This window comes from Calidifontimicrobium sp. SYSU G02091 (genome assembly GCF_022631395.1).
GTDB classification, from domain to species: domain Bacteria; phylum Pseudomonadota; class Gammaproteobacteria; order Burkholderiales; family Burkholderiaceae_C; genus Calidifontimicrobium; species Calidifontimicrobium sediminis.
Map to the genome: position 1 here is coordinate 12,756 of NZ_JALBGB010000008.1, position 19,016 is coordinate 31,771.

Below are 19,016 nucleotides of genomic sequence, written 5' to 3' on the forward strand. Positions count from 1 at the left end.
CGCGCGCGCCGCCGGTGGGGCCGGTGCGCGTCACGACTTGCGCGTGTCGAATGCGTCGCGCAGCGCGTCGCCGATGAAGGTCAGCAGCAGCATCGTCAGCACGAGCAGCACGAAGGTCGGCACGATGATCCACCACGCGTCGAGGTTGGCCTTGCCCTGGCGCAGCAGGTCGCCGAGCGACGGCACCGACGGCGGCACGCCCAGGCCGAGGAAGTCGAGCGAGGTCAGCGCGACGATCGCGCCGCTCATGCGGAACGGCAGGAACGTGATGACCGGCGTCAGCGAGTTCGGCAGCACGTGGCGCCAGATGATCTGGCCGTCGGTCAGGCCGAGCGCGCGCGCGGCCTTGACGAACTCGAGCGCGCGGTTGCGCAGGAATTCGGCGCGCACGTAGTCCGACAGCCCCATCCAGCCCCACAGGCTCAGCAGCACGAGCAGCAGCAGCAGCGACGGCTCGAAGATGCTGGCGAAGATGATCAGCAGGTACAGCTCGGGCACCGCGGCCCAGATCTCGATCAGCCGCTGCAGCGTCAGGTCGATGCGCCCGCCGAAGTAGCCCATCAGTGCGCCGGCGGCGATGCCCAGCAGCGTGCCGGTGACGGTCAGCGCGATCGCGAACCAGATGCTGACGCGGAAGCCGTACAGCAGCCGCGCGACCATGTCGCGGCCGTTGCTGTCGGTGCCGAGCCAGTTGTCGGCCGACGGCGGCGCGGGGTCGATCTTCTTGGTGAAGTAGTTGCTGCTGTCGGCGCCGTGACGGTTGAGCGTGAAGACGGCCCAGTGGCCGGGCTTCGCGAACTGCTCGGCGATGAACGGGTCGGTCCAGTCGGTAGGGGTGCCGAAGTCGCCGCCGAACGTCGTCTCGGGGTGGTTCTTGAGCAGCGGGAAATACGTCGTGCCCTCGTAGCGCGCGACGAGCGGGCGGTCGTTGCTGATCAGCTCGGCGAAGGTCGCGACGACGAGCATCGCGACGAACACCCACAGCGAGACGACGCCGAGGCGGTTGCGCTTGAAGCGCGCCCACGCGCGCTGGTTCGGCGACATCGGCTGGAGCGCCGGCCGCGGCGGGGCGCCGGGCTCGGGTGTCGCGACGGGGGGCAGCACGGCGCTCATCGGGGGCTGCTCAGCGGCCGACCGAGCCGAACTGCACGCGCGGGTCGATGACGACGTACAGCACGTCCGACACCAGCTTGACGACCAGCGCGATCAGCGTGAACAGGTACAGCGAGCCGAGCACGACGGGGTAGTCGCGCCGCGTCACCGACTCGAAGCCGAGCAGCCCCAGCCCGTCGAGCGAGAACAGCGTCTCGATCAGCACCGAACCGGCGAAGAACGCGCCGACGAACGCGGCCGGAAAGCCGGTGACGAGCGGGATCAGCGCGTTGCGGAACACGTGCTTCCACAGCACGCGCTTCTCCGAGAGCCCCTTCGCGCGCGCGACCAGCACGTACTGCTTGCGCATCTCCTCGACGAAGGTGTTCTTCGTCAGCAGCGTCGTCACCGCGAAGCTGCCGATCACGAAGCAGGTCAGCGGCAGCGCGAGGTGCCACAGGTAGTCGACGATGCGCATCGGCCAGCTCAGCTCGTGCCAGTCGTCGGAGGTCAGCCCGCGCAGCGGGAACCACTCGAGGTAGGTGCCGCCGGCGAACAGCACGATCAGCAGCACGCCGAGCACGAAGCCGGGAATCGCGAAGCCCACCAGCACGACGAGCGAGGTCAGCGCGTCGAAGCGCGTGCCCTCGCGCACCGCCTTCGCGATGCCCAGCGGCAGCGAGATCAGGTACGAGATCACGAAGGTCCACAGCCCGAGGCTGATCGACACCGGCAGCTTCTCCTTGATCAGGTCCCACACCGGCTTGTTGTGCAGGAAGCTGGTGCCGAGGTCGAAGCGCAGGAACGCGCCGAGCATCTCGACGTAGCGCACGTGCGCCGGCTTGTCGAAGCCGTACAGCTTCTTCAGCTCCTCGATCTGCTTCGCGTCGCTGTCGCGCCCGGCGCGGTACACGCCACCCTCGCCGCCGCCGGCGGTGCGCGCCTCGGCCAGGATCTGCTCGATCGGCCCGCCGGGCACGAACTGGATCACGACGAACGTGATCGTCAGCGCGCCGAGCAGCGTCGGCACCATCAGCAGGATGCGCTTGACGATGTAGCCGAGCATCGGGTCCTTTCGCGGCCGCCTACTTGCGCCGGCTGCCGGGCAGCGAGTCGTCGGCCCACCACGTCGTGACGGCCCACGCCGGGTTGTCCGACAGCGCGCTCTCGATGGTGAAGTACTTCGGCCGCACGCGGGGCTTGCCGAAGCGGTTCCAGTAGCTCGCCTTCTCGTCGGCGGCGTACAGGTCGGGCACCTGCCACGCGCTCCACATCACGATGCGGTCGAACGCGCGCGCGGCGGTGCGCAGCTCGTCGAGCGTCGTGGCGCGGGCCATCGCCTGCAGCACGGCGTCGGCGGCGCGGCTCTTGACGCCGCGGAAGTTGCTGCTGCCCGGCTCGTCGGCAGCCTTGCTGCCGTAGCTGTTGACGAGGTCCGACGCGTTGGGCAGCTGGAAGTCGGACTCGACGATCGTAATCATGTCGAAGTCGAAGGTCTCGAGCCGGCGGCGGTACAGCGCGAAGTCGACGCTGCGCACCTTCAGCTCGATGCCGAGCTTGCTCAGGTTCAGCTCCCAGTCGGGCATGCGCGCGCCCTCGCTGGGCGACAGGTATTCGATCACGAAGGCCTCGCCGGCGGCGTTGCGCAGCTTGCCGTCGGGCGCGAGCGTCCAGCCGGCCTCCTGCAGCAGCGCGCGCGCGCGCAGCAGGTTCGCGCGCAGCCGCGCCGGCTCGCCGCCGGTCGTGGGTGCGCGGTACGCCGGCCCGAACACCTCGGGCGGCAGCTCGGCGCGAAACGGCTCGAGAAGCGCGAGCTCGGCCGCGCTCGGCTCGCCCTGCGCGGCGAAGTCGGAGTTGCTGAACACGCTCTCGACGCGCTTGAACGCCTTCAGCCGGTTGAGCGTGTCGAAATCGTAGGTCAGGTCGAGCGCGCGGCGCACGCGCAGGTCCTGGAACTTGGGGCGGCGCAGGTTCAGCTGGTACGACTGCATCCCCTGGCCGACCTGCGTCTCGAACGGGTCCTTGACGATGCGCCCGTCGTCCCACTTCGGCCCGACGTGCTGGCGCACCCACGCGCGCGACGAGTACTCGCGCAGGATGTCGAACTCGCCGGCCTTGAACGCCTCGCGTGCGATCGCCGCGTCGCGGTAGTACCGGTAGACGACGCGGTCGAAGTTGAAGAAGCCGCGGCGCACCGGCAGGTCGCGCGCCCAGTAGTTCGGGTCGCGCACGAACTCGATGCGCCGCCCGCCGTCGGCGCGCGCGATCGTGTACGGGCCGCTGGTGATCGGGTGCTCGCTGACGATCTCGTCGAAGCGGCGTAGCGTGCCATCCGGCTGCGCGCCCCACTTGCGCGAGAACACGCGCAGCGTGCCGACGGTGAACACGGCGTCGGCGGTGCGCTCCTTCAGGTCGAAGCGGATCGTGCGCTCGTCGAGCACCGTCGCGCGCTCGACAACGGCGAGCACCGCGCGCAGCCCCGGCGCCGCATGAGGCCCCGACTGCATCGCGAAGCTGTGCTGCACGTCGGCAGCCGTCACCGGGTCGCCGTTCGTGAAGCGTGCCTGCGGGTGCAGGCGGAACGTGACCGACGAGCGGTCGGGCGCGACGCGCATCGACTGCGCGAGCAGCCCGTACATCGTCTGCGGCTCGTCGCCCGACATCACCGCCAGCGGCTCGAACATGAAGATCGACAGACCCGCCGGCGCGTTGCCGCGCGTCGTGAACGGGTTGAACTTGTCGAAGCTGGTGCGCCGGTCGGGGTTGCGCAGGTACAGCGTGCCGCCCTTCGGTGCGTTCGGCTCGACGTACTCGAAGTGCGTGAAGCCGGGCGGGTACTTCGGCGCGCCGAACGCGGCGTAGCCGTGCGTCCAGCCTTCGCCGTCGTCGGCGCGTGCGGGTGACACGGCCAGTGCCGCGACCAGCACGGCGACCAGCGTGCCGAGCCAGGCGGCGATCGAAACGGCTGTGCGTCGCATCGCCCGCGCGCGTCAGCCGCCGGCCGTGGTCTGTGCGCCGGTACCGGGCTGCAGCGCACGCCAAAGCGCCGGCACGCGCCCGGCGGCGGCGTCAGCAGGCGCGCGCCCGGTGGCGGCGTCACGGCCCGGCGCGACGACGTTGGTGCGCAGCCTCCGCGTCGACGCGGGCAGCCGACCCGCGGCAGCGGTGTGGTGCATGGCGCAATGCAGCGGCATCGATGCGAATCCTCGGCAACGCCTCGATTCTGCGTCGTCGCGGCCGGGCGTGCCGCCACCGCCGCTGGCCGAGAATCGCGCCGACCGCCGTCTTGCCCGCCGCCCATGCCGCTGCCGACCCCCGATTTCTCCCGCTTCCCGCGCCACGACGAGCTGACCCGCCTGCTGCACGGCTACGCCGCCGCGCGGCCCGACCTCGTCGCGGTGCGCTCGATCGGCAGGAGCTGGGAAGGACGCGAGATCTGGCTCGTCACCGTCACGAACACCGCCACCGGCGCCGACACCGACAAGCCCGCGTTCTGGGTCGACGGCAACATCCACGCCGCCGAGCTGACGGCGTGCACCGCGTGCCTGTACTGGCTGCACCAGCTCGTCACGCGCTACGGCAGCGATGCGCAGGTCACGCAGCTGCTCGACACGCGCGCGGTCTATCTGTGCCCGCGGCTGAACCCCGACGGCGCCGAGCTCGCGCTCGCCGAGCGCCCGCGCCACATCCGCAGCTCGACGCGGCCGTACCCGTACGACGAGGCGCCGGTCGACGGGCTGACGATCGAAGACGTCGACGGCGACGGGCGCATCCTCAGCATGCGCATCCGCGACCCGCACGGGCCCTACAAGTGCCACCCCGACGAGCCGCGGCTGATGGTGCCGCGCGAGCCCGGCGAGTTCGGCGGCACGTACTACCGCGTCATTCCCGAGGGCACGCTGAAGAACTTCGACGGCCTGACGATCACCGCGAACAAGGACAGGGAGGGCCTGGACCTCAACCGCAACTTCCCCGCGTACTGGCGGCAGGAGTTCGAGCAGCCGGGCGCCGGGCCGTACCCGGTGAGCGAGCCCGAGGTGCGCGCGATGGTCGACTTCTTCGTCGCGCACCCGAACATCGGCGCCGCGGTGAGCTTTCACACGCACAGCGGCGTCATCCTGCGGCCGATGGGCACGCAGTCCGACGACGACATGACGCCCGAGGACCTGTGGATGTACAAGCGCCTGTCGGACATCGGCGCGAAGCTCACCGGCTACCCGGCGATCAGCATCTTCCACGAGTTCAAGTACCACCCGAAGGAGATCATCACCGGCACGCAGGACTGGGTCTACGAGCACCTCGGCGCGCTGTTCTGGACGGTCGAGATCTGGGCGCCGAACAAGGAAGCCGGCATCACCGACTATCAATGGATCGAGTGGTACCGCGACCACCCGGTGGCCGACGACCTCAAGCTGCTGAAGTGGAGCGACGAGCACTGCGGCGGCCAGGCCTACGTCGACTGGACGCCGTTCCAGCACCCGCAGCTCGGCGAGGTCGAGATCGGCGGCTGGGACAAGATGAACTTCTGGCGCAACCCGCCGCCGGCGTTGCGTGAGCGGGAGGCGGCGCGCTTCCCGGCGTGGCTGACGCAGCTCGCGCTCAGCCTGCCGAAGCTCGAGCTGCTGCGCACCGAGGTGCAGCGCCTCGGCGACGACACGTGGCGCGTGCGCTTCGCGGTGGCCAACGCGGGCTACCTGCCGAGCCACGTCACGCAGCGCGCGCTCGACCGCAGGACAGTGCGCGGCGTCGTGTTCGAGATCCACCTGCCCGACGCGGGCCGCGCGCCGGCGGTGTCGCTCGTGGCCGGCAAGCCGCGTGTCGAGGGGCCGCACCTGGCCGGCCACGCGCCGAAGAACTCGCTGCTCGCGTTTCTGCCGAACCGTGAGCTGACCGCCGACCGCGCGGTGGCCGAGTGGATCGTGCGCGCGCCGGCCGGCACGCGGCTGCCGCTGACGGCGCGCTGCGACCGCGCCGGTGCGGTGCGCACCGAGGTCGTGCTCGACTGACCGGCGCGCGCGTCAGCGCGTGTGCCACACCACCGGTTTGCCGGCGCTCTCCCAGCGCGCGTACTGGGCCGCGAACGCGTCCTCGATCTTGTTGCGCTTGACCTTGAAGGTCGGCGTGATGAGGTCGTTGTCGACGGTCCACGCCTCGGTCATCACGACGAGGCAGTCCATCTGCTCGTGCGGGTCGAGCGTCGCGTTGACGGCCTTCAGGTGCTCGGCCAGCGATGCCTCGAGTTCGGCCTTGCCGGCCGGCGTGGCTGCCTGCTGCGCCGCCTCGGCGCTGAGCATCACGAGCCCCAGCGGCTGGCCGAGGTTGGCACCGGTCACGCAGCAGGCCTCGATCGCGGCGTGCATCACGAGCTTGTCCTCGATCGGTGCCGGCGCGACGTACTTGCCTTTGCTCGTCTTGAACAGGTCCTTCACGCGGCCGGTGATGCGCAGGCGGTTCCTGGCGTCGATCGCGCCCTTGTCGCCGGTCTTGAGCCAGCCGTCGGGGGTGATCGTCTCGGCGGTCAGTTCGGGCTGCTTGTAATAGCCCGTCATCGTCCACGGGCAGCGCACCTGGATCTCGCCGGTGTCGGGCGCGATGCGGCACTCGACGTCGCGGTACGGCGTGCCCACCGTGCCGAAGTCGGCTGGGTCGCCGAGCGTGATGTGGCTGGCGCCGATGTTCTCGGTCATGCCGTAGCCCTCGGCGATGTTCAGACCGATGCGCGAGTACCACTGCAGCAGCTCGACCGGCATCGGCGCGGCGCCGGCGGCGGCGAACTGGCACTGGTCCAGCCCGAGCGCCGTGAGGATCTTCTTGCGCACGATGCCGCTGAGGATCGGGATCTTCAGGAACAGCTCGAGCTTCTTCTCGGGCATCTTGTGCAGCACGCCGCGCTGGAACTTGACCCACAGCCGCGGGACGCTGAAGAACACGGTGGGCCGCGCGCGCTGCAGGTCCTGCGTGAACGTGTCCAGGCTCTCGGCGAAGTAGACGTGCATGCCGGTGGCGAGCTGGCCGTGCTCGACGAGCGCCCGCTCGACGACGTGCGACAGCGGCAGGTAGCTCAGCATGCGCGAGCGTTCGTTCAGCGGGATGCGTTCGAGCCCGCGGTAGACGGCGCGCGCGAAGTTGCCGAAAGTGTGCATCACGCCCTTGGGCGTGCCGGTGGTGCCCGACGTGTACATGATCGTCGACAGGTCGTCCGCGCCGCGCACCGGATGGCCCTGCAGCGGCGCGGCCCGGGCGACGATCGCGTCCCACTGCGGGTAGCTCTTCTTCGCGTCGTCGGGCGACAGCGGGTGGCTGATGCACGGCAGGCCGGCCGGCACGCCGGGCTTCATGTGCTCCCAGCCGTCGAGTTTGCCGACGAACAGCACCTTCGAGCCCGAGTGCTCGAGGATCTGCGCGATCGTCGTCGGCGCCAGCGTCGGGTACAGCGGCACCGACACCGCGCCCGCGAGCCAGATCGCGAAGTCGCTCATCATCCAGTGCGCGGTGTTCTTCGAGATGATCGCGACGCGGTCGCCCGGCTGCACGCCCAGGCCCTGCAGGTGCGTGGCCATGCGGCGGGCCTGGTCGCAGACCTCGCGCCACGTGTAGTCGCGCACGACGCCGCCGCCCATCGGCTGCGTGAAGGCCACCTTGTCGGGCGCGTTCGCTTCCCAGTGGTACAGGCGCTGCAGGGCCAGCGCGTCGTCGGTGATCGGGGTCGTCATGGTGGTGGAGCGCCCGCATCGGCGCGGGCGGGGGTCGGTACGAAGGGTCCCGAAGGTTAGCCCACCGTGACGCCGGCGTGACAAAGGGCTTTTCCGCCTGCGGCGTAGGGTGCAGCCTCTAGGGTAGGTGTTGGCGCGTGCACGTGGGTGTGGCGTCGAGAACGGGTTTCGCGGTGCGATCGGCACGCAATGTGTCCGTTAGCATTCGCGTCCCATGAAACACAACCTCTGCCCTTCTTCGCTTCCTTCGTCCTCTCACTATCCGTTGCAGCGCATGCCGCGACGCGGCTGGCGCTCCGCCGCAACGGCGCTTCTTGTTCCCGCGCTAGTCGCCTGCGGTGGAGGCGGCGGTGATGAAGCCTGTTCATCGCAAGCCAGCCTGGCCCTTTCAACCACTTGGGCAGTCAGCGGCGGGACGATGACCGCCGCGTCGACGCTGCGCGGTCAGGTCGGTGTGACATTGCAGGCCACTCCCACGGTGAGCGGGGTGCCAGCCTCGTGCCTGCAGGACATGCGCTTTTCGGTGGTGCCGGGCATCAGCCTGCCCGCCGGGCTCGCGCTCGATGCACGCACCGGCGTCATTGCGGGCACGCCCAGCGAGGCGCGCAGCGCGAGCAGCGCCGCAGGCGTCGTGCGGCTCGAACTGCCGGGCTACCGGCCGACGGCCGTGCTCGACATCATCAACATCCTGCCCTGACGGCTGCGGCCGGCTGGCCCGTCGACACCGACGGCAAGGTCGGCCCGCCGTGCGGCATGGCGGCGAGCTGCGAATGCCGACATGCTGCGCCCGCTCCAGGTGCTCGCGTGATGACGGGCGTCAACGCCCGTGCGCGCGCGCGTCGTCGAGCTGCGACTGCACCTTGCGTGCGGCGCGCAGCACGAGCGTCTCGTCGAGAGGTACCTGCGGCATCACGCGCTGCACGGTCGCTTCGAGCTGACCGGGGTCGTTCATCAGCGCGGCGGCGACGGCCGACAGCGCCAGCAGCGCCGAGCGCTGGACCTGTGGCGGGATGTCGCCGCCGGCCTGCACCTCGACGTGGTGGCGCACGCTGGCCACCGCCGGCGCCGCGAGTCCCCAGCTCTCGCACAGCGCGGCGCCGAGCGCCTCGTGGCTGACGCCGAAGCCGGCGCGCTCGAGGCTGACGAGCTCGACGTCGGTCTTCGCGGCGCGCAGCATCGAGCGGTAGTGCTCGGGGGCGTGGCGGAACAGCACCGCCTTGCCGCATTCCTCGAACAGCCCGGCCGAGTGTGCGGCCCAGCCATCGACGCCGAGCTGCTGGCCCATGCGGCCCATGAGCATGCCGCGCAGTGACGCGCGCTGCCAGATCGGCTCGAGCTCGGGCGCGGGCGGGAACGCGGCGCGCAGCCCCATTTCGAACGTGATCGCCGACACCTCGCGCAGGCCGAGGTAGGTGATGGCCTGCTGCACCGTCTGCACCCGCCCCTTGAGCCCGTACAGCGACGAGTTGACCGCCTTCAGGACGGCGGCGGCCAGCGCCATGTCCGATTCGATCAGCGCCGACGCTGCCTGCAGATTGACGTCCTCCTCGGCCAGCAGCAGCGACAGCTTGACCAGCGCATCGGGCTGGGCGGGAATGTCGATGTCGAGGCTGCGCAGTTCGCGGGCGACGGGCACGGCACGCACCAGAGGATGGGATGGCGCCGATCGTAGGCGCGGCATCGCGTCGCGGTCAGCGGAAAAAGGCGTCGTATCCGGTCTTCACGATCAGTGCGCCGACGACGACGATGAACACGCCGCGCACGAAGCCGGCGCCATGGCGCAGCGCCAGCCGCGCGCCCAGCGTGCTGCCGGCGACGTTGGCCAGCGCCGCCACCAGCGCGACGTGCCACCATACGTGCCCCTGGGCGGCGAACAGCGCCAGCGCCGACGCGTTGGTCGCCGTGTTCAGCAGCTTCGCGCTCGCCGACGCGTGCAGGAAGTCGTAGCCGAGGACGCGCACGAACAAGAACACGAAGAAGCTGCCGGTGCCGGGGCCGAAGAAGCCGTCGTAGAAGCCGACGAGCGCACCGATCGTCACGGCCGCCGCGGTTTCGGCGCGCGCGGCCAGTCGCGGCGCGTGCACGCGACCGAGGTCCTTGCGCTGCAGCGTGTACGCGAACACGGCGGCGAGCACGAACGGCAGTGCGCGCTTCAGGCCCTCGGCGTCGACCTGCGTGACGCTCCACGCCCCGGCGAGGCTGCCCGCCAGCGCGGCGGCCACCGCGGGGGCCAGCGCTCGCCAGTTCAGCGTCACGCGCCGCGCGTACTGCACCGTGGCCCACGCCGTGCCCCACACCGAGCCGCCCTTGTTCGTGCCCAGCAGCGTTGCCGGCGCCGCACCGGGGTACAGCGCGAACAGCGCCGGCACCAGGATCAGCCCGCCGCCGCCGACGATGGCATCGACGAAACCGGCGAACGCGGCCGCGCCGGCGACGAGGGCCAGGTCGATCATGCGAACGGGACAGCGGGCGACGCGGACAGGGCAACAAAAAGGCGCCGACCGGTGCGGCGCCCATCCAACGACACGACTCGCGCGCAGTATCGCGCGACCGTGGCGAACCGAAACGGTGAAGGATTCGGTGTTGTGCTGTCTCCTCAGGCCTCCGTCCAGGCACCGCCTGCCCTCGTGGCGGCGGCGCTGCGAGTGGCAGGAGTCTAGGCAGACGCGCGATGGCGGTCATCGGGGCTAACCCCGGTCGTGGCCGATACCGCCGCCACGCACCATGATCCCGCCTTCGAGAGTACGTGCTCACATCCGATCACGGAATCGCGGCGCCCAACCCCTCGCTGCCCGTGCCAGGGACGTGGACCGAGGGGAAACCCGCAGGACGACAAAACAACACAAATCCCCCACCGACGATTGCAGCGCCGCGGCCAGAACCCATAATCAGCGGGCCTGTGTCTGGATGCGGCACCTTCGCTTGAATCGTTCACGATGGGTTGAAGCTCCACCTGGTTTTTCTGAGATCGAAAGGGCTTCCCCATGGGAAATAAGCTGTACGTAGGCAACCTCGCCTACAGCGTGCGCGACGAATCGCTCAATCAAGCGTTCTCGCAGTTCGGCACCGTCACGTCGGCCAAGGTCATGATGGACCGCGAGACGGGGCGCTCGAAGGGATTCGGCTTCGTCGAAATGAGCAACGATGCCGAGGCGCAGGCCGCGATCAACGGCATGAACGGCCAGCCCCTCGAGGGGCGCGCCGTCGTCGTCAACGAGGCGCGCCCGCGCGAGGAGCGCCCGGGCGGGTACGGCGGCGGTGGCCGTGGCGGCTACGGCGGCGGTGGGGGTGGCGGCTACGGTGGCGGTGGCGGCTATGGGGGTGGCGGCGGCGGTCGCAGCCCCTACGGTCGTGGCGGCGGCGGGGGTGGTGGCTACGGCGGCGGTGGTGGCCGCGGGGGTTACGGCGGCGGTGGCCGCGGGGGCGACCGCGGCGGCTACTGAGCCGAGCGCGCCGCCCGATGACGAAGGCACCGCCGAGCGCGGTGCCTTTTTCATTGCCCGCGCGCCGCGCCGCCGTCGAACCGGCGCGCACCGCGCCCGCGGTCAATACCGCTGCGGTCTGAGCACGCGCACGTCGCTGAGGTACATCGCCACCGCGTAGTGCGGCGCGTAGGTCGCAAGCACGTGGTCGGCGATCGCGTCGGCCACCGCGGATTCGCAGATCAGCTTCAGCTCGATCGTGCGGTCGGCCTCCCACGCGCCCTCGCGCACGCCCTCGGCGCCGGCGCCGCGCACCTCGCCGACGGTCCACCCCTGCGCCCCGAGGCGCTGTGCGTCGCGCACGAGGGCCTTCTCGATCGCCGCCTCGGCGACGATCACGAGCAGTGTCTTCGGGTGGCGGGCGGTGGGGGTCATGTCCAGGCCTGGGCGAGTCGGATGTACAGCGGGATGCCGATCACGACGTTGAACGGGAACGTGATGCCGAGCGCCGCGGTGATCGACAGCGCCGCGTTGGCCTGCGGCACCGCGACGCGCATCGCGGTCGGCGCGGCGATGTAGCTCGCGCTGGCCGCCAGCGTCGCGACGATCGCAACGCCGCCGGTCGACAGGCCGAGCGCGACGCCGACGGCGGCGCCGAGCAGCGCGAGCAACGGCGGTGCGCCGAGCCCGACGGCCAGCACCGCGAGCCCGAAGCGCCTGACCTCGGCCAGCCGCGCGCCGGCCACCAGCCCGAGCTCGAGCAGGAACAGCGCGAGCACGCCCTTGAACGGCGTCACGAACACGGCCGCGATCGGTGTGACGCCGGCGTCGCCGGCCACGGCGCCGATCGCGAGCCCGCCGGCCAGCAGCAGCACGCTCTTGCCGAACAGCACGTCGTGCGCGAGCGCGCCCCAGCCACCGCCGCTTACCACGGCGGCCGTGGGGGCGGGCGGGGGGGCGGTCGCGGCCGTCGAGCGCCGCTGCGCCCAGCGCGCGAGCAGGATGCCGGCGACGATGCCCGGCGCCTCCATCACCGCCACCCACAGCGCCGCGTGGCTCTCGGCCTCCAGCCCGGCGCGCGCCAGTGCGGCGCTGGCCACCGCGAACGTGACGACGCTGACCGAGCCGTAGTGCGCACCCACTGCCGCGGCGTCGACAGCCGGCAGCCGCAGCGCACGCAGCGCCGGGAACAGCAGGAACGGGATCGCGAAGCCCAGCGCCATGCACGCCGCGACCTGCGGCAGCAGATCGCCCAGCGGCTGGCGGCTGAGTTCGAGCCCGCCCTTGAGCCCGATGGCCAGCAGCAGGTAGATCGACAGCGTCTCGTACAGCGCTTCGGGCAGCCGCAGGTCGCTGCCGACCAGGCGCGCGAACACGCCGAGCAAGAAGAACAGGACGACGACGTCGATCACGCGCGCCCCCTGTGTGCGCCGCGCAGGTCGGCCGGCGCGTGCGCGCTGGCGGTCGCAACGGCCGTCACACCGGCAGCAACTGGCCCAGCGCCAGCTTGACCAGCGTCGCCGCGCGATCGCCGTTCAGGCACACGCCGTAGCGAAACGGCGCCTCGTCGCGCCCAGGAAAGCCGAAGCGCAGGTCGCCGAACACGGCGCAGCGCTCGACCCCGCCGTCGCCACCCTTGCGCTCGAGCGTCTTGACGAGCACCGGCGCGGCGGCGAACCAGCGGTAGGTGGCCAGCGCCTCGTGCTGCCAGGCCTCGCGCACCCAATCGGCGTCGCTGCCTTGACCGAAGCGCGGCAGCACCTGCCAATGCGCCAGCGCCACCGGCTGGTACGGCGCCGAGAAGCGGCGGATGAAATGGTCGTCGGCGCTGGCCACCAGCGGCTCGGTGCGCCGCGTGTTCAGGTGCGCGACGTGGTAGCGCTCGCCGTCGAACACCGCGACCGTCCAGTTGAACGGCGACGCCGGCCGCGGCATCGCCTCGACCTCGACGGCCGTGATGCCGGCGCGCTGGGCGTGGCGGTGGCCCTCGGCGATCGCGTCGCCGCGCGCGTCCCACGCCAGCGCGACCCAGCCGCACGCCAGCGCGAGCCCCGCCACGGCCGGCCAGCGCCGGCGCGGGAACACGGCGGCCGCCAGCAGCGCGGCGATCAGCACGCCGCTGAACACCAGGTCGATGATGAACATCGCCCCGAGCCCGAAGCGCGCGTCCGACAGCGGCGCGAGCAGCATCGTGCCGAACTGCGTGATCCAGTCGCCGGCGATGTGGATCGCGATCGACGCGAGCGCGATCACGTACAGGCTCTTCCAGCCGCCAGGCTGCGCGCGCGTCAGCGCGAACCAGCGGCTCATCAGCCACGCCAGCAGCGCCGCCCACAGCGGCGCGAGCAGCAGCGAGTGCGTGATGCCGCGGTGGTGGCGCAGGTAGGCCATCTCGCCGGCCCAGCCGACGACGAAGTCGATGTCCGGGAACGCCGCGGCCACGGTGCCCACGACGACCGCCTGCCACGGCGCGAGTGCACCGGCGCGCCCGTCCCACGGCGCGCTGAAGCGCCCCACCGCCGGTGCCGTCAGCGGCGCGACGGGCGCCAGTACCGGCGTGCGCACGCAAATCGCACGCGCGAGCAGCGCGCCCGACAGCGCGTGGGTCAGCGTATCCATGGGGCGCGAGCATGCCGCTTCGCGCGCCGGCGTGCCGGTGGCGGGGCATTCGCGGGCTCGTCATTCGTGGCGCCGGCGCTTGCGTGCACGACCGCGCATCAGGCGGTCGAACCACGCGTTGGGCAGCGCGCGCAGCAGCTTGGCGACGATCGCCATCTGCCACGGGATCACGCGGTACGACTCGCCCGCGCCGATCGCGCGGTACGCGCGCTCGGCGAACTGCGCCGCGCTCAGCAGGAACGGCATCGCGTAGCGGTTGCGCGCCGTCAGCGGTGTCGCGACGAAGCCCGGCAGCAGCGTGACGACGCGCACGCCGTACGGCCGGCACTCGACGCGCAGGCTCTCGCAATACGCGACGACGCCGGCCTTGCTCGCGCAGTACGCGCCGTGACCGGGCAGCCCGCGGATCGCGGCGACGCTGGCGATGCCCACCAGCGTGCCCGCGCGGCGTTCGCGCATCGGCGCGAGGAACGGCTGGAACGTCGCCGCGACGCCGAGCAGGTTGACCTCGAGCGTGTCGCGCATCACGTCGAGGTCTTCGCGCTCGGCGGTGTCCATGCCGACGCTGATGCCGGCGTTGGCGATCACGACGTCGGGCAGCCCCTGGCGTGCGATGCACTCGCGCGCGGCGCGCCCGATCGCGTCGAGCTGCTGCACGTCGGCGGCATAGACGGCGCAGCGCGCGGCGTCCAGACCCTGCTCGCGCGCCCACGCCTCGAGCTGTGCACCGCGGCGCGCGACCAGCGCCAGGCGCCAGCCGGCTTGCGCATAGCGCAGCGCCAGCGCCTGGCCGATGCCGCTCGACGCGCCGGTGATGAAGACCAGCGGCGCGGTCTTCATCGCGCCAGCCGCTGCGGCTCGAGCGTCGCGCGCAGCGGGCCCGTCAGGCGCACCGTCTGCGCGCGCTGGTCGACCTCGAGGCCGGCGGCGTCGATGCGGTTGCGTCCCTGCGTCAGCGTCACCGGCCGGTCCGAGCGCAGCTGCTGGGCCTCGACGAAGGCGTGCAGGAACTCGCCGTGGAACTCGACCGGCGCGCTGCCGTCGGTCGGCGTGTAGGTCACGTGCGCGCCGCCGCGCAGCTGCACCTCGCGGCCCCTGCCGTCGGTGAGCGCCTGCCTGGCGCTGGCCAGCGTCAGGCTGCCGTCGTCGGCCAGCGCGCGCACGCGCACGTCGTCGATCTCGATCGTGTCGCCGGGGACGAAGTGGCGCAGCCTCTGGCCCTCGATGCGCACGCGCAGCCGGCCGTCGGCGTCGAAGCGCTGCAGCAGGAAGCGCTCCATCGTGTAGTCGGGCTCGCCCGACGGCGGCGCCAACTCGCGCGGCGGCTCGGGCACCGGCGTGCTGCGCACCAGCCACCAGGTGCCCAGCGCGAGTACGGCCATCAGCAGCAGCGGCAGGTACGCGCCCACCCACTCGCGCAGCCGCCAGTGCCAGGGCTGCCTCGGCAGCGCGGCGGCGGTGCGGGGCTGCGGGGACGGCAGCATCAGCGCGCGTCGAGCGTCGTCAGGTGCCCGTGCAGCAGCCGCGCGTAGTGGCCGCCGGCCATCAGCAGCAGGTCGCAGAACTCGCGCGCCGCACCGTGCCCACCGGCGGCGGCCGTCACGTGGTGCACCACGGCGCGCACCTCGGCGTGCGCGTTCGGCGGCGCGCACGAGAAGCCGGCACGCGCGAGCAGCGGCAGGTCGGGCCAGTCGTCGCCGATCGCGGCGACCTCGCTCCAGTCGAGCGCGAGGCGCACGCGCACCTCGTCGGCGGCGGCGAGCTTGTCGGCAGCGCCGAAGACGGCGTGCTGCAGGCCGAGGTCGGCGACGCGCCGGCGCACCGCGGGCGAGTCGCGCCCGGTGACGACGACGGGCTCGATGCCGGCGCGCGCGAGCAGCTTGAGCCCGTGGCCGTCGAGCACGTGGAAGGCCTTCAGCGTCTCGCCGGCCTCGCCCACGTAGAGCGTGCCGTCGGTGAGCACGCCGTCGACGTCGAAGATCGCGGCCTTCATGCCCAGCCCGGGCCCCTGCGCCTTCAGCAGCAGCTCGGGCGCGAACCGCAGCGCCGTCATCAGATCACCTTCGCGCGCATCAGGTCGTTGGTGTTGAGCGCGCCGACCAGCCGCCCGTCGCCGTCGACGACCAGCACGCTGGTGATGCGGTGCTGCTCCATCAGCGCCGCCGCGTCGACGGCCAGCGCGTCGGCGGCGACGGTGCGCGGACGCACGTGCATCACCTCGCCGGCCAGCAGCCCGCGCAGGTCGCCGCCCTTCTCGATGAGCCGGCGCAGGTCGCCGTCGGTGAAGATGCCCTGCACGCGGTCGTCGTCGTCGACGACGGCGGCAAAGCCCAGCCCCTTGCGCGACATCTCGTGCAGCAGGTCGGTGAACGGGGTGTCGGGGCGCACGCGCGGCAGCGCGTCGCCGGTGCGCATCAGGTCGCCGACGTGCACGAGCAGCCGCCGGCCGAGCGCGCCGCCGGGGTGCGAGCGCGCGAAGTCGTCCTCCTTGAAACCGCGCGCGTCGAGCAGCGCCACCGCCAGCGCGTCGCCGAGCGCGATCTGCGCCGTCGTGCTCGCGGTGGGCGCCAGGTTCAGCGGACAGGCCTCCTGCTCGACCGCGCTCGACAGCACGATGCTCGCGTGGCGCGCCAGCGTCGAGTCGGCGCGGCCCGTCATCGCGATCAGCGTCACGCCCTGGCGGTGCAGCAGCGGCACGATGACGTTGAGCTCGTCACTCTCGCCCGAGTTGGAGATCGCCAGCACGACGTCGTGCGGCGTGACCATGCCGAGGTCGCCGTGGCTGGCTTCGGCCGGGTGGACGAACATCGCCGGCGTGCCGGTGGAGGCCAGCGTCGCGGCGATCTTGCGCCCGACGTGGCCGCTCTTGCCCATGCCCATCACGACGACGCGCCCGCGGCAGGCCAGCATCGCCTGCACCGCCTGCACGAACGGCGGCCCCAGCCGCGCCTTGACGCCGGCCAGTGCGGCGGCCTCGATGTCGAGCGTGCGCGCGGCCAGCTGCAGCACGCGGGTGGCGTCGACGGTGGGGGCGGTGGGCATGGTGCGGGGGCGGCCGGCCGCAAGGCGACGCGGCGCTCACTTACGATCGCGGCATTCTAGGTGTCGCCCCATGCCGGCGGCACCGACGCGCATCGCATGGCCACCACGCTCGACCTCGTGTTGCTGTACCTCGTCGCCGCCGTGGCCGGGGTCGTCGTCTGCCGCTCGCTGAAGCTGCCGCCGATGCTCGGCTACCTGGTGGTCGGCGTCGTCATCGGCCCCAACGCGCTGGCGCTGGCCAAGGACTCGGCCGGCGTGCGCTACTTGGCCGAGTTCGGCGTCGTGTTCCTGATGTTCGTCATCGGGCTCGAGTTCAACCTGCCCAAGCTGCGCAGCATGCGCACGCTGGTGTTCGGGCTGGGCATGAGCCAGGTCGTGCTGACGATACTGGGCACGCTCGCCGGCCACGTGCTGCTGTGGTGGATCTACTCGTTCACCACCACCCCGTGGCAGCTCGGCTGGCAGGGCGCCGTCGTGCTCGGCGGCGCGATGGCGATGTCGAGCACCGCGATCGTCGCCAAGCTGCTCGCCGAGCGGCTCGAGCTCGAGAGCGAACACGGCCGCCGCGTGATGGGCGTGCTGCTGTTCCAGGACCTCGCCGTCGTGCCGCTGCTCGTGCTGATCCCGGCGCTCAACGCCGAGCCCGAGCGGCTGGTGATGGCGATCGGCCTGGCGGTGGTCAAGGCCGGCGCGCTGCTCGCGCTGCTGCTGACCGGCGGGCAGAAAGTCATGCGCTGGTGGCTCACGCTGGTGGCGCGGCGCAAGAGCGAGGAGCTGTTCATCCTCAACCTGCTGCTAATCACGCTGGGCCTGGCGTGGCTGACCGAGCACGCCGGGCTGAGCCTGGCGCTGGGCGCGTTCGTCGCCGGCATGCTGGTGGCCGAGACCGAATACAAGCACCAGGTCGAGACCGACATCCGCCCGTTCCACGACGTGCTGCTCGGGCTGTTCTTCATCACGATCGGCATGAAGCTCGACTGGCGTCCGGTGCTCGACCAGTGGGGCCTCGTGCTGCTGCTGACGACGCTGCCGGTGCTGGCCAAGGCGGCGCTGGTGGCCGCGCTGGCGTGGCTGTTCCGCGCGCCGCCGGGTGTGGCGCTGCGCACCGGGCTGTACCTGGCGCAGGCCGGCGAGTTCGGCTTCGTGCTGCTGACGCTCGGCGCCGGCCAGCGGCTGATCGACCCGCAGTGGGTCAGCCCGGTGCTGGCGAGCATGGTGCTGTCGATGCTGGCCACGCCGTTCATCGTGATGTGGGCCGACCGCATCGTGATGCGGCTCGTCGGCTCCGACTGGCTGATGCAGTCGGTGCAGCTGACCAGCATCGCGAAGAAGGCGATCCAGACCGAGGCGCACGTGATCATCTGCGGCTACGGGCGCAGCGGGCAGAACCTGGCGCGGCTGCTCGACAAGGAGGGCATCCCCTACATGGCGCTCGACCTCGACCCCGACCGCGTGCGCCAGGCCGCCGCCGCCGGCCACAGCGTCGTGTTCGGCGACGCGGCCAAGCTGCGCAGCCTGATGGCCGCGGGCCTCGCGCGCGCGAGCGCGGTGGTGGTGAGCTACCACGACACGCCGTCGGCGCTGCGCATCCTCGCGCTGGTGCGCGAGCATGCGCCGCACGTGCCGGTGCTGGTGCGCACGATCGACGACAGCGACCTCGAGACGCTGCGCGCCGCCGGCGCCACCGAGGTGGTGCCCGAAGCGATCGAGGGCTCGCTGATGCTGGCCAGCCACACGCTGGCGCTGGTGGGCGTGCCGATGCGCCGCGTGATCCGCCTCGCGCGCGACGCGCGCGACGCGCGCTACAGCCTGTTGCGCGGCTACTTCCACGGCGCCGACGACGACACCGTCGACGAGCTGCAGCAGCCGCGCCTGCACACGCTGAACCTGCCCGCCGCCGCGGCGAGCCTCGGGCGCCGCATCGGCGAACTCGCGCTCGAGGCGATCGGCGTGCAGGTGGTGTCGGTGCGCCTGGCGTCGGGCCAGGTCGTCGCCGCCGACGACGGTCACGTGCTCGGCGCCGGCGACACGCTGGTGCTCGCCGGCCGCCCCGAGACGCTGGCGCTGGCCGAGCAGAAGCTGCTGCGCGGCTGAGGACGCGCAGCCGCCGGGGGGCGCAGCGACGACC

General features: G+C 71.8%; 18 protein-coding genes. 4 read left to right on the forward strand and 14 right to left on the reverse strand.

The annotated features are described in order from the left end of the window. Positions 1–30: 30 nt before the first annotated feature. The 4 genes from MOJ79_RS07205 to MOJ79_RS07220 are packed head-to-tail and all read right to left on the reverse strand — an operon-like array spanning position 31 to position 4,268. Positions 31–1,113, reverse strand: coding sequence for an ABC transporter permease (locus MOJ79_RS07205; RefSeq protein WP_442863101.1), 1,083 nt, complete (start codon positions 1,111–1,113; stop codon positions 31–33). Positions 1,114–1,123: 10 nt separating this feature from the next. Then, the gene (locus MOJ79_RS07210) at positions 1,124–2,158 is read right to left on the reverse strand and encodes a microcin C ABC transporter permease YejB (protein ID WP_241923528.1); all 1,035 of its coding nucleotides are present in this window, start codon (positions 2,156–2,158) and stop codon (positions 1,124–1,126) included. Positions 2,159–2,177: 19 nt separating this feature from the next. Then, a complete protein-coding gene (locus MOJ79_RS07215) occupies positions 2,178–4,070 on the reverse strand; it encodes an extracellular solute-binding protein (protein WP_241923529.1) in 1,893 nt (630 codons plus the stop codon). Positions 4,071–4,082: 12 nt separating this feature from the next. Next, positions 4,083–4,268 (reverse strand): hypothetical protein, encoded by a 186-nt coding sequence (locus MOJ79_RS07220; protein ID WP_241923530.1) that lies wholly within the window; start codon positions 4,266–4,268, stop codon positions 4,083–4,085. 123 nt (positions 4,269–4,391) lie between these two features. Between MOJ79_RS07220 and MOJ79_RS07225 the strand changes: the two genes are divergently transcribed. Further along, positions 4,392–6,098, forward strand: a complete 1,707-nt coding sequence (locus tag MOJ79_RS07225) for a M14 family metallopeptidase (RefSeq protein ID WP_241923531.1) — start codon at positions 4,392–4,394, stop codon at positions 6,096–6,098. A 12-nt stretch (positions 6,099–6,110) separates the two neighbouring features. Here the strand turns inward: MOJ79_RS07225 and MOJ79_RS07230 are convergent, their stop codons facing one another. Next, the gene (locus tag MOJ79_RS07230; protein ID WP_241923532.1) at positions 6,111–7,805 is read right to left on the reverse strand and encodes an AMP-binding protein; all 1,695 of its coding nucleotides are present in this window, start codon (positions 7,803–7,805) and stop codon (positions 6,111–6,113) included. A 214-nt stretch (positions 7,806–8,019) separates the two neighbouring features. Here MOJ79_RS07230 and MOJ79_RS07235 point away from each other — a divergent pair, with 214 nt between their 5' ends. Then, positions 8,020–8,502 carry a putative Ig domain-containing protein gene (locus MOJ79_RS07235; protein WP_241923533.1) on the forward strand — a complete coding sequence of 161 codons (483 nt, stop codon included), beginning with the start codon at positions 8,020–8,022 and terminating at the stop codon, positions 8,500–8,502. Positions 8,503–8,622: 120 nt separating this feature from the next. Here the strand turns inward: MOJ79_RS07235 and MOJ79_RS07240 are convergent, their stop codons facing one another. Both MOJ79_RS07240 and MOJ79_RS07245 read right to left on the reverse strand, forming a co-directional pair. Continuing rightward, positions 8,623–9,441 (reverse strand): HDOD domain-containing protein, encoded by an 819-nt coding sequence (locus MOJ79_RS07240; RefSeq protein ID WP_241923534.1) that lies wholly within the window; start codon positions 9,439–9,441, stop codon positions 8,623–8,625. Positions 9,442–9,496: 55 nt separating this feature from the next. After that, on the reverse strand, positions 9,497–10,258 hold the full coding sequence (locus MOJ79_RS07245; protein ID WP_241923535.1) for a sulfite exporter TauE/SafE family protein: 762 nt from the start codon (positions 10,256–10,258) through the stop codon (positions 9,497–9,499). Positions 10,259–10,789: 531 nt separating this feature from the next. On the opposite strand from MOJ79_RS07245, the gene MOJ79_RS07250 reads away from it, so the two are divergent. Next, entirely contained in the window at positions 10,790–11,248 is a 459-nt protein-coding gene (locus tag MOJ79_RS07250) for an RNA recognition motif domain-containing protein (RefSeq protein WP_241923536.1), read from the forward strand. Positions 11,249–11,350: 102 nt separating this feature from the next. Here the strand turns inward: MOJ79_RS07250 and MOJ79_RS07255 are convergent, their stop codons facing one another. The 7 genes from MOJ79_RS07255 to MOJ79_RS07285 all read right to left on the reverse strand — a co-directional run bounded on the left by MOJ79_RS07255 (position 11,351) and on the right by MOJ79_RS07285 (position 16,888). Beyond that, positions 11,351–11,662, reverse strand: a complete 312-nt coding sequence (locus tag MOJ79_RS07255) for a P-II family nitrogen regulator (protein ID WP_241923537.1) — start codon at positions 11,660–11,662, stop codon at positions 11,351–11,353. After that, positions 11,659–12,639 (reverse strand): sodium-dependent bicarbonate transport family permease, encoded by a 981-nt coding sequence (locus MOJ79_RS07260; RefSeq protein WP_241923538.1) that lies wholly within the window; start codon positions 12,637–12,639, stop codon positions 11,659–11,661. The genes MOJ79_RS07255 and MOJ79_RS07260 overlap by 4 nt, the downstream gene beginning before the upstream one ends. Positions 12,640–12,703: 64 nt before the next feature. Then, positions 12,704–13,846 carry a metal-dependent hydrolase gene (locus tag MOJ79_RS07265; protein ID WP_241923539.1) on the reverse strand — a complete coding sequence of 381 codons (1,143 nt, stop codon included), beginning with the start codon at positions 13,844–13,846 and terminating at the stop codon, positions 12,704–12,706. Positions 13,847–13,906: 60 nt separating this feature from the next. Continuing rightward, positions 13,907–14,686, reverse strand: coding sequence for an SDR family oxidoreductase (locus MOJ79_RS07270; RefSeq protein ID WP_241923540.1), 780 nt, complete (start codon positions 14,684–14,686; stop codon positions 13,907–13,909). Next, entirely contained in the window at positions 14,683–15,330 is a 648-nt protein-coding gene (gene lptC, locus MOJ79_RS07275; RefSeq protein WP_241923541.1) for an LPS export ABC transporter periplasmic protein LptC, read from the reverse strand. The genes MOJ79_RS07270 and lptC overlap by 4 nt, the downstream gene beginning before the upstream one ends. Continuing rightward, positions 15,330–15,899 (reverse strand): KdsC family phosphatase, encoded by a 570-nt coding sequence (locus MOJ79_RS07280; RefSeq protein ID WP_119292994.1) that lies wholly within the window; start codon positions 15,897–15,899, stop codon positions 15,330–15,332. Before MOJ79_RS07280 ends, lptC begins: the two co-directional genes overlap by 1 nt. Continuing rightward, complete coding sequence (locus MOJ79_RS07285) at positions 15,899–16,888, reverse strand: KpsF/GutQ family sugar-phosphate isomerase (protein ID WP_241923542.1); 990 nt, start codon at positions 16,886–16,888, stop codon at positions 15,899–15,901. Before MOJ79_RS07285 ends, MOJ79_RS07280 begins: the two co-directional genes overlap by 1 nt. Before the next feature lie 96 nt (positions 16,889–16,984). On the opposite strand from MOJ79_RS07285, the gene MOJ79_RS07290 reads away from it, so the two are divergent. Further along, positions 16,985–18,982 carry a cation:proton antiporter domain-containing protein gene (locus tag MOJ79_RS07290; protein ID WP_241923543.1) on the forward strand — a complete coding sequence of 666 codons (1,998 nt, stop codon included), beginning with the start codon at positions 16,985–16,987 and terminating at the stop codon, positions 18,980–18,982. Positions 18,983–19,016: the final 34 nt, after the last annotated feature.

Coding starts and splice junctions, on each gene's coding strand:
- MOJ79_RS07230 (WP_241923532.1), bottom strand. CDS start 7,805: ATGACGACCCCGATCACCGACGACGCGCTGGCCCTGCAGCGCCTGTAC.
- MOJ79_RS07235 (WP_241923533.1), top strand. CDS start 8,020: ATGAAACACAACCTCTGCCCTTCTTCGCTTCCTTCGTCCTCTCACTAT.
- MOJ79_RS07220 (WP_241923530.1), bottom strand. CDS start 4,268: ATGCACCACACCGCTGCCGCGGGTCGGCTGCCCGCGTCGACGCGGAGG.
- MOJ79_RS07290 (WP_241923543.1), top strand. CDS start 16,985: ATGGCCACCACGCTCGACCTCGTGTTGCTGTACCTCGTCGCCGCCGTG.
- MOJ79_RS07250 (WP_241923536.1), top strand. CDS start 10,790: ATGGGAAATAAGCTGTACGTAGGCAACCTCGCCTACAGCGTGCGCGAC.
- MOJ79_RS07285 (WP_241923542.1), bottom strand. CDS start 16,888: ATGCCCACCGCCCCCACCGTCGACGCCACCCGCGTGCTGCAGCTGGCC.
- MOJ79_RS07215 (WP_241923529.1), bottom strand. CDS start 4,070: ATGCGACGCACAGCCGTTTCGATCGCCGCCTGGCTCGGCACGCTGGTC.
- MOJ79_RS07205 (WP_442863101.1), bottom strand. CDS start 1,113: ATGAGCGCCGTGCTGCCCCCCGTCGCGACACCCGAGCCCGGCGCCCCG.
- MOJ79_RS07245 (WP_241923535.1), bottom strand. CDS start 10,258: ATGATCGACCTGGCCCTCGTCGCCGGCGCGGCCGCGTTCGCCGGTTTC.
- MOJ79_RS07225 (WP_241923531.1), top strand. CDS start 4,392: ATGCCGCTGCCGACCCCCGATTTCTCCCGCTTCCCGCGCCACGACGAG.
- MOJ79_RS07210 (WP_241923528.1), bottom strand. CDS start 2,158: ATGCTCGGCTACATCGTCAAGCGCATCCTGCTGATGGTGCCGACGCTG.
- lptC (WP_241923541.1), bottom strand. CDS start 15,330: ATGCTGCCGTCCCCGCAGCCCCGCACCGCCGCCGCGCTGCCGAGGCAG.
- MOJ79_RS07280 (WP_119292994.1), bottom strand. CDS start 15,899: ATGACGGCGCTGCGGTTCGCGCCCGAGCTGCTGCTGAAGGCGCAGGGG.
- MOJ79_RS07265 (WP_241923539.1), bottom strand. CDS start 13,846: ATGGATACGCTGACCCACGCGCTGTCGGGCGCGCTGCTCGCGCGTGCG.
- MOJ79_RS07255 (WP_241923537.1), bottom strand. CDS start 11,662: ATGACCCCCACCGCCCGCCACCCGAAGACACTGCTCGTGATCGTCGCC.
- MOJ79_RS07270 (WP_241923540.1), bottom strand. CDS start 14,686: ATGAAGACCGCGCCGCTGGTCTTCATCACCGGCGCGTCGAGCGGCATC.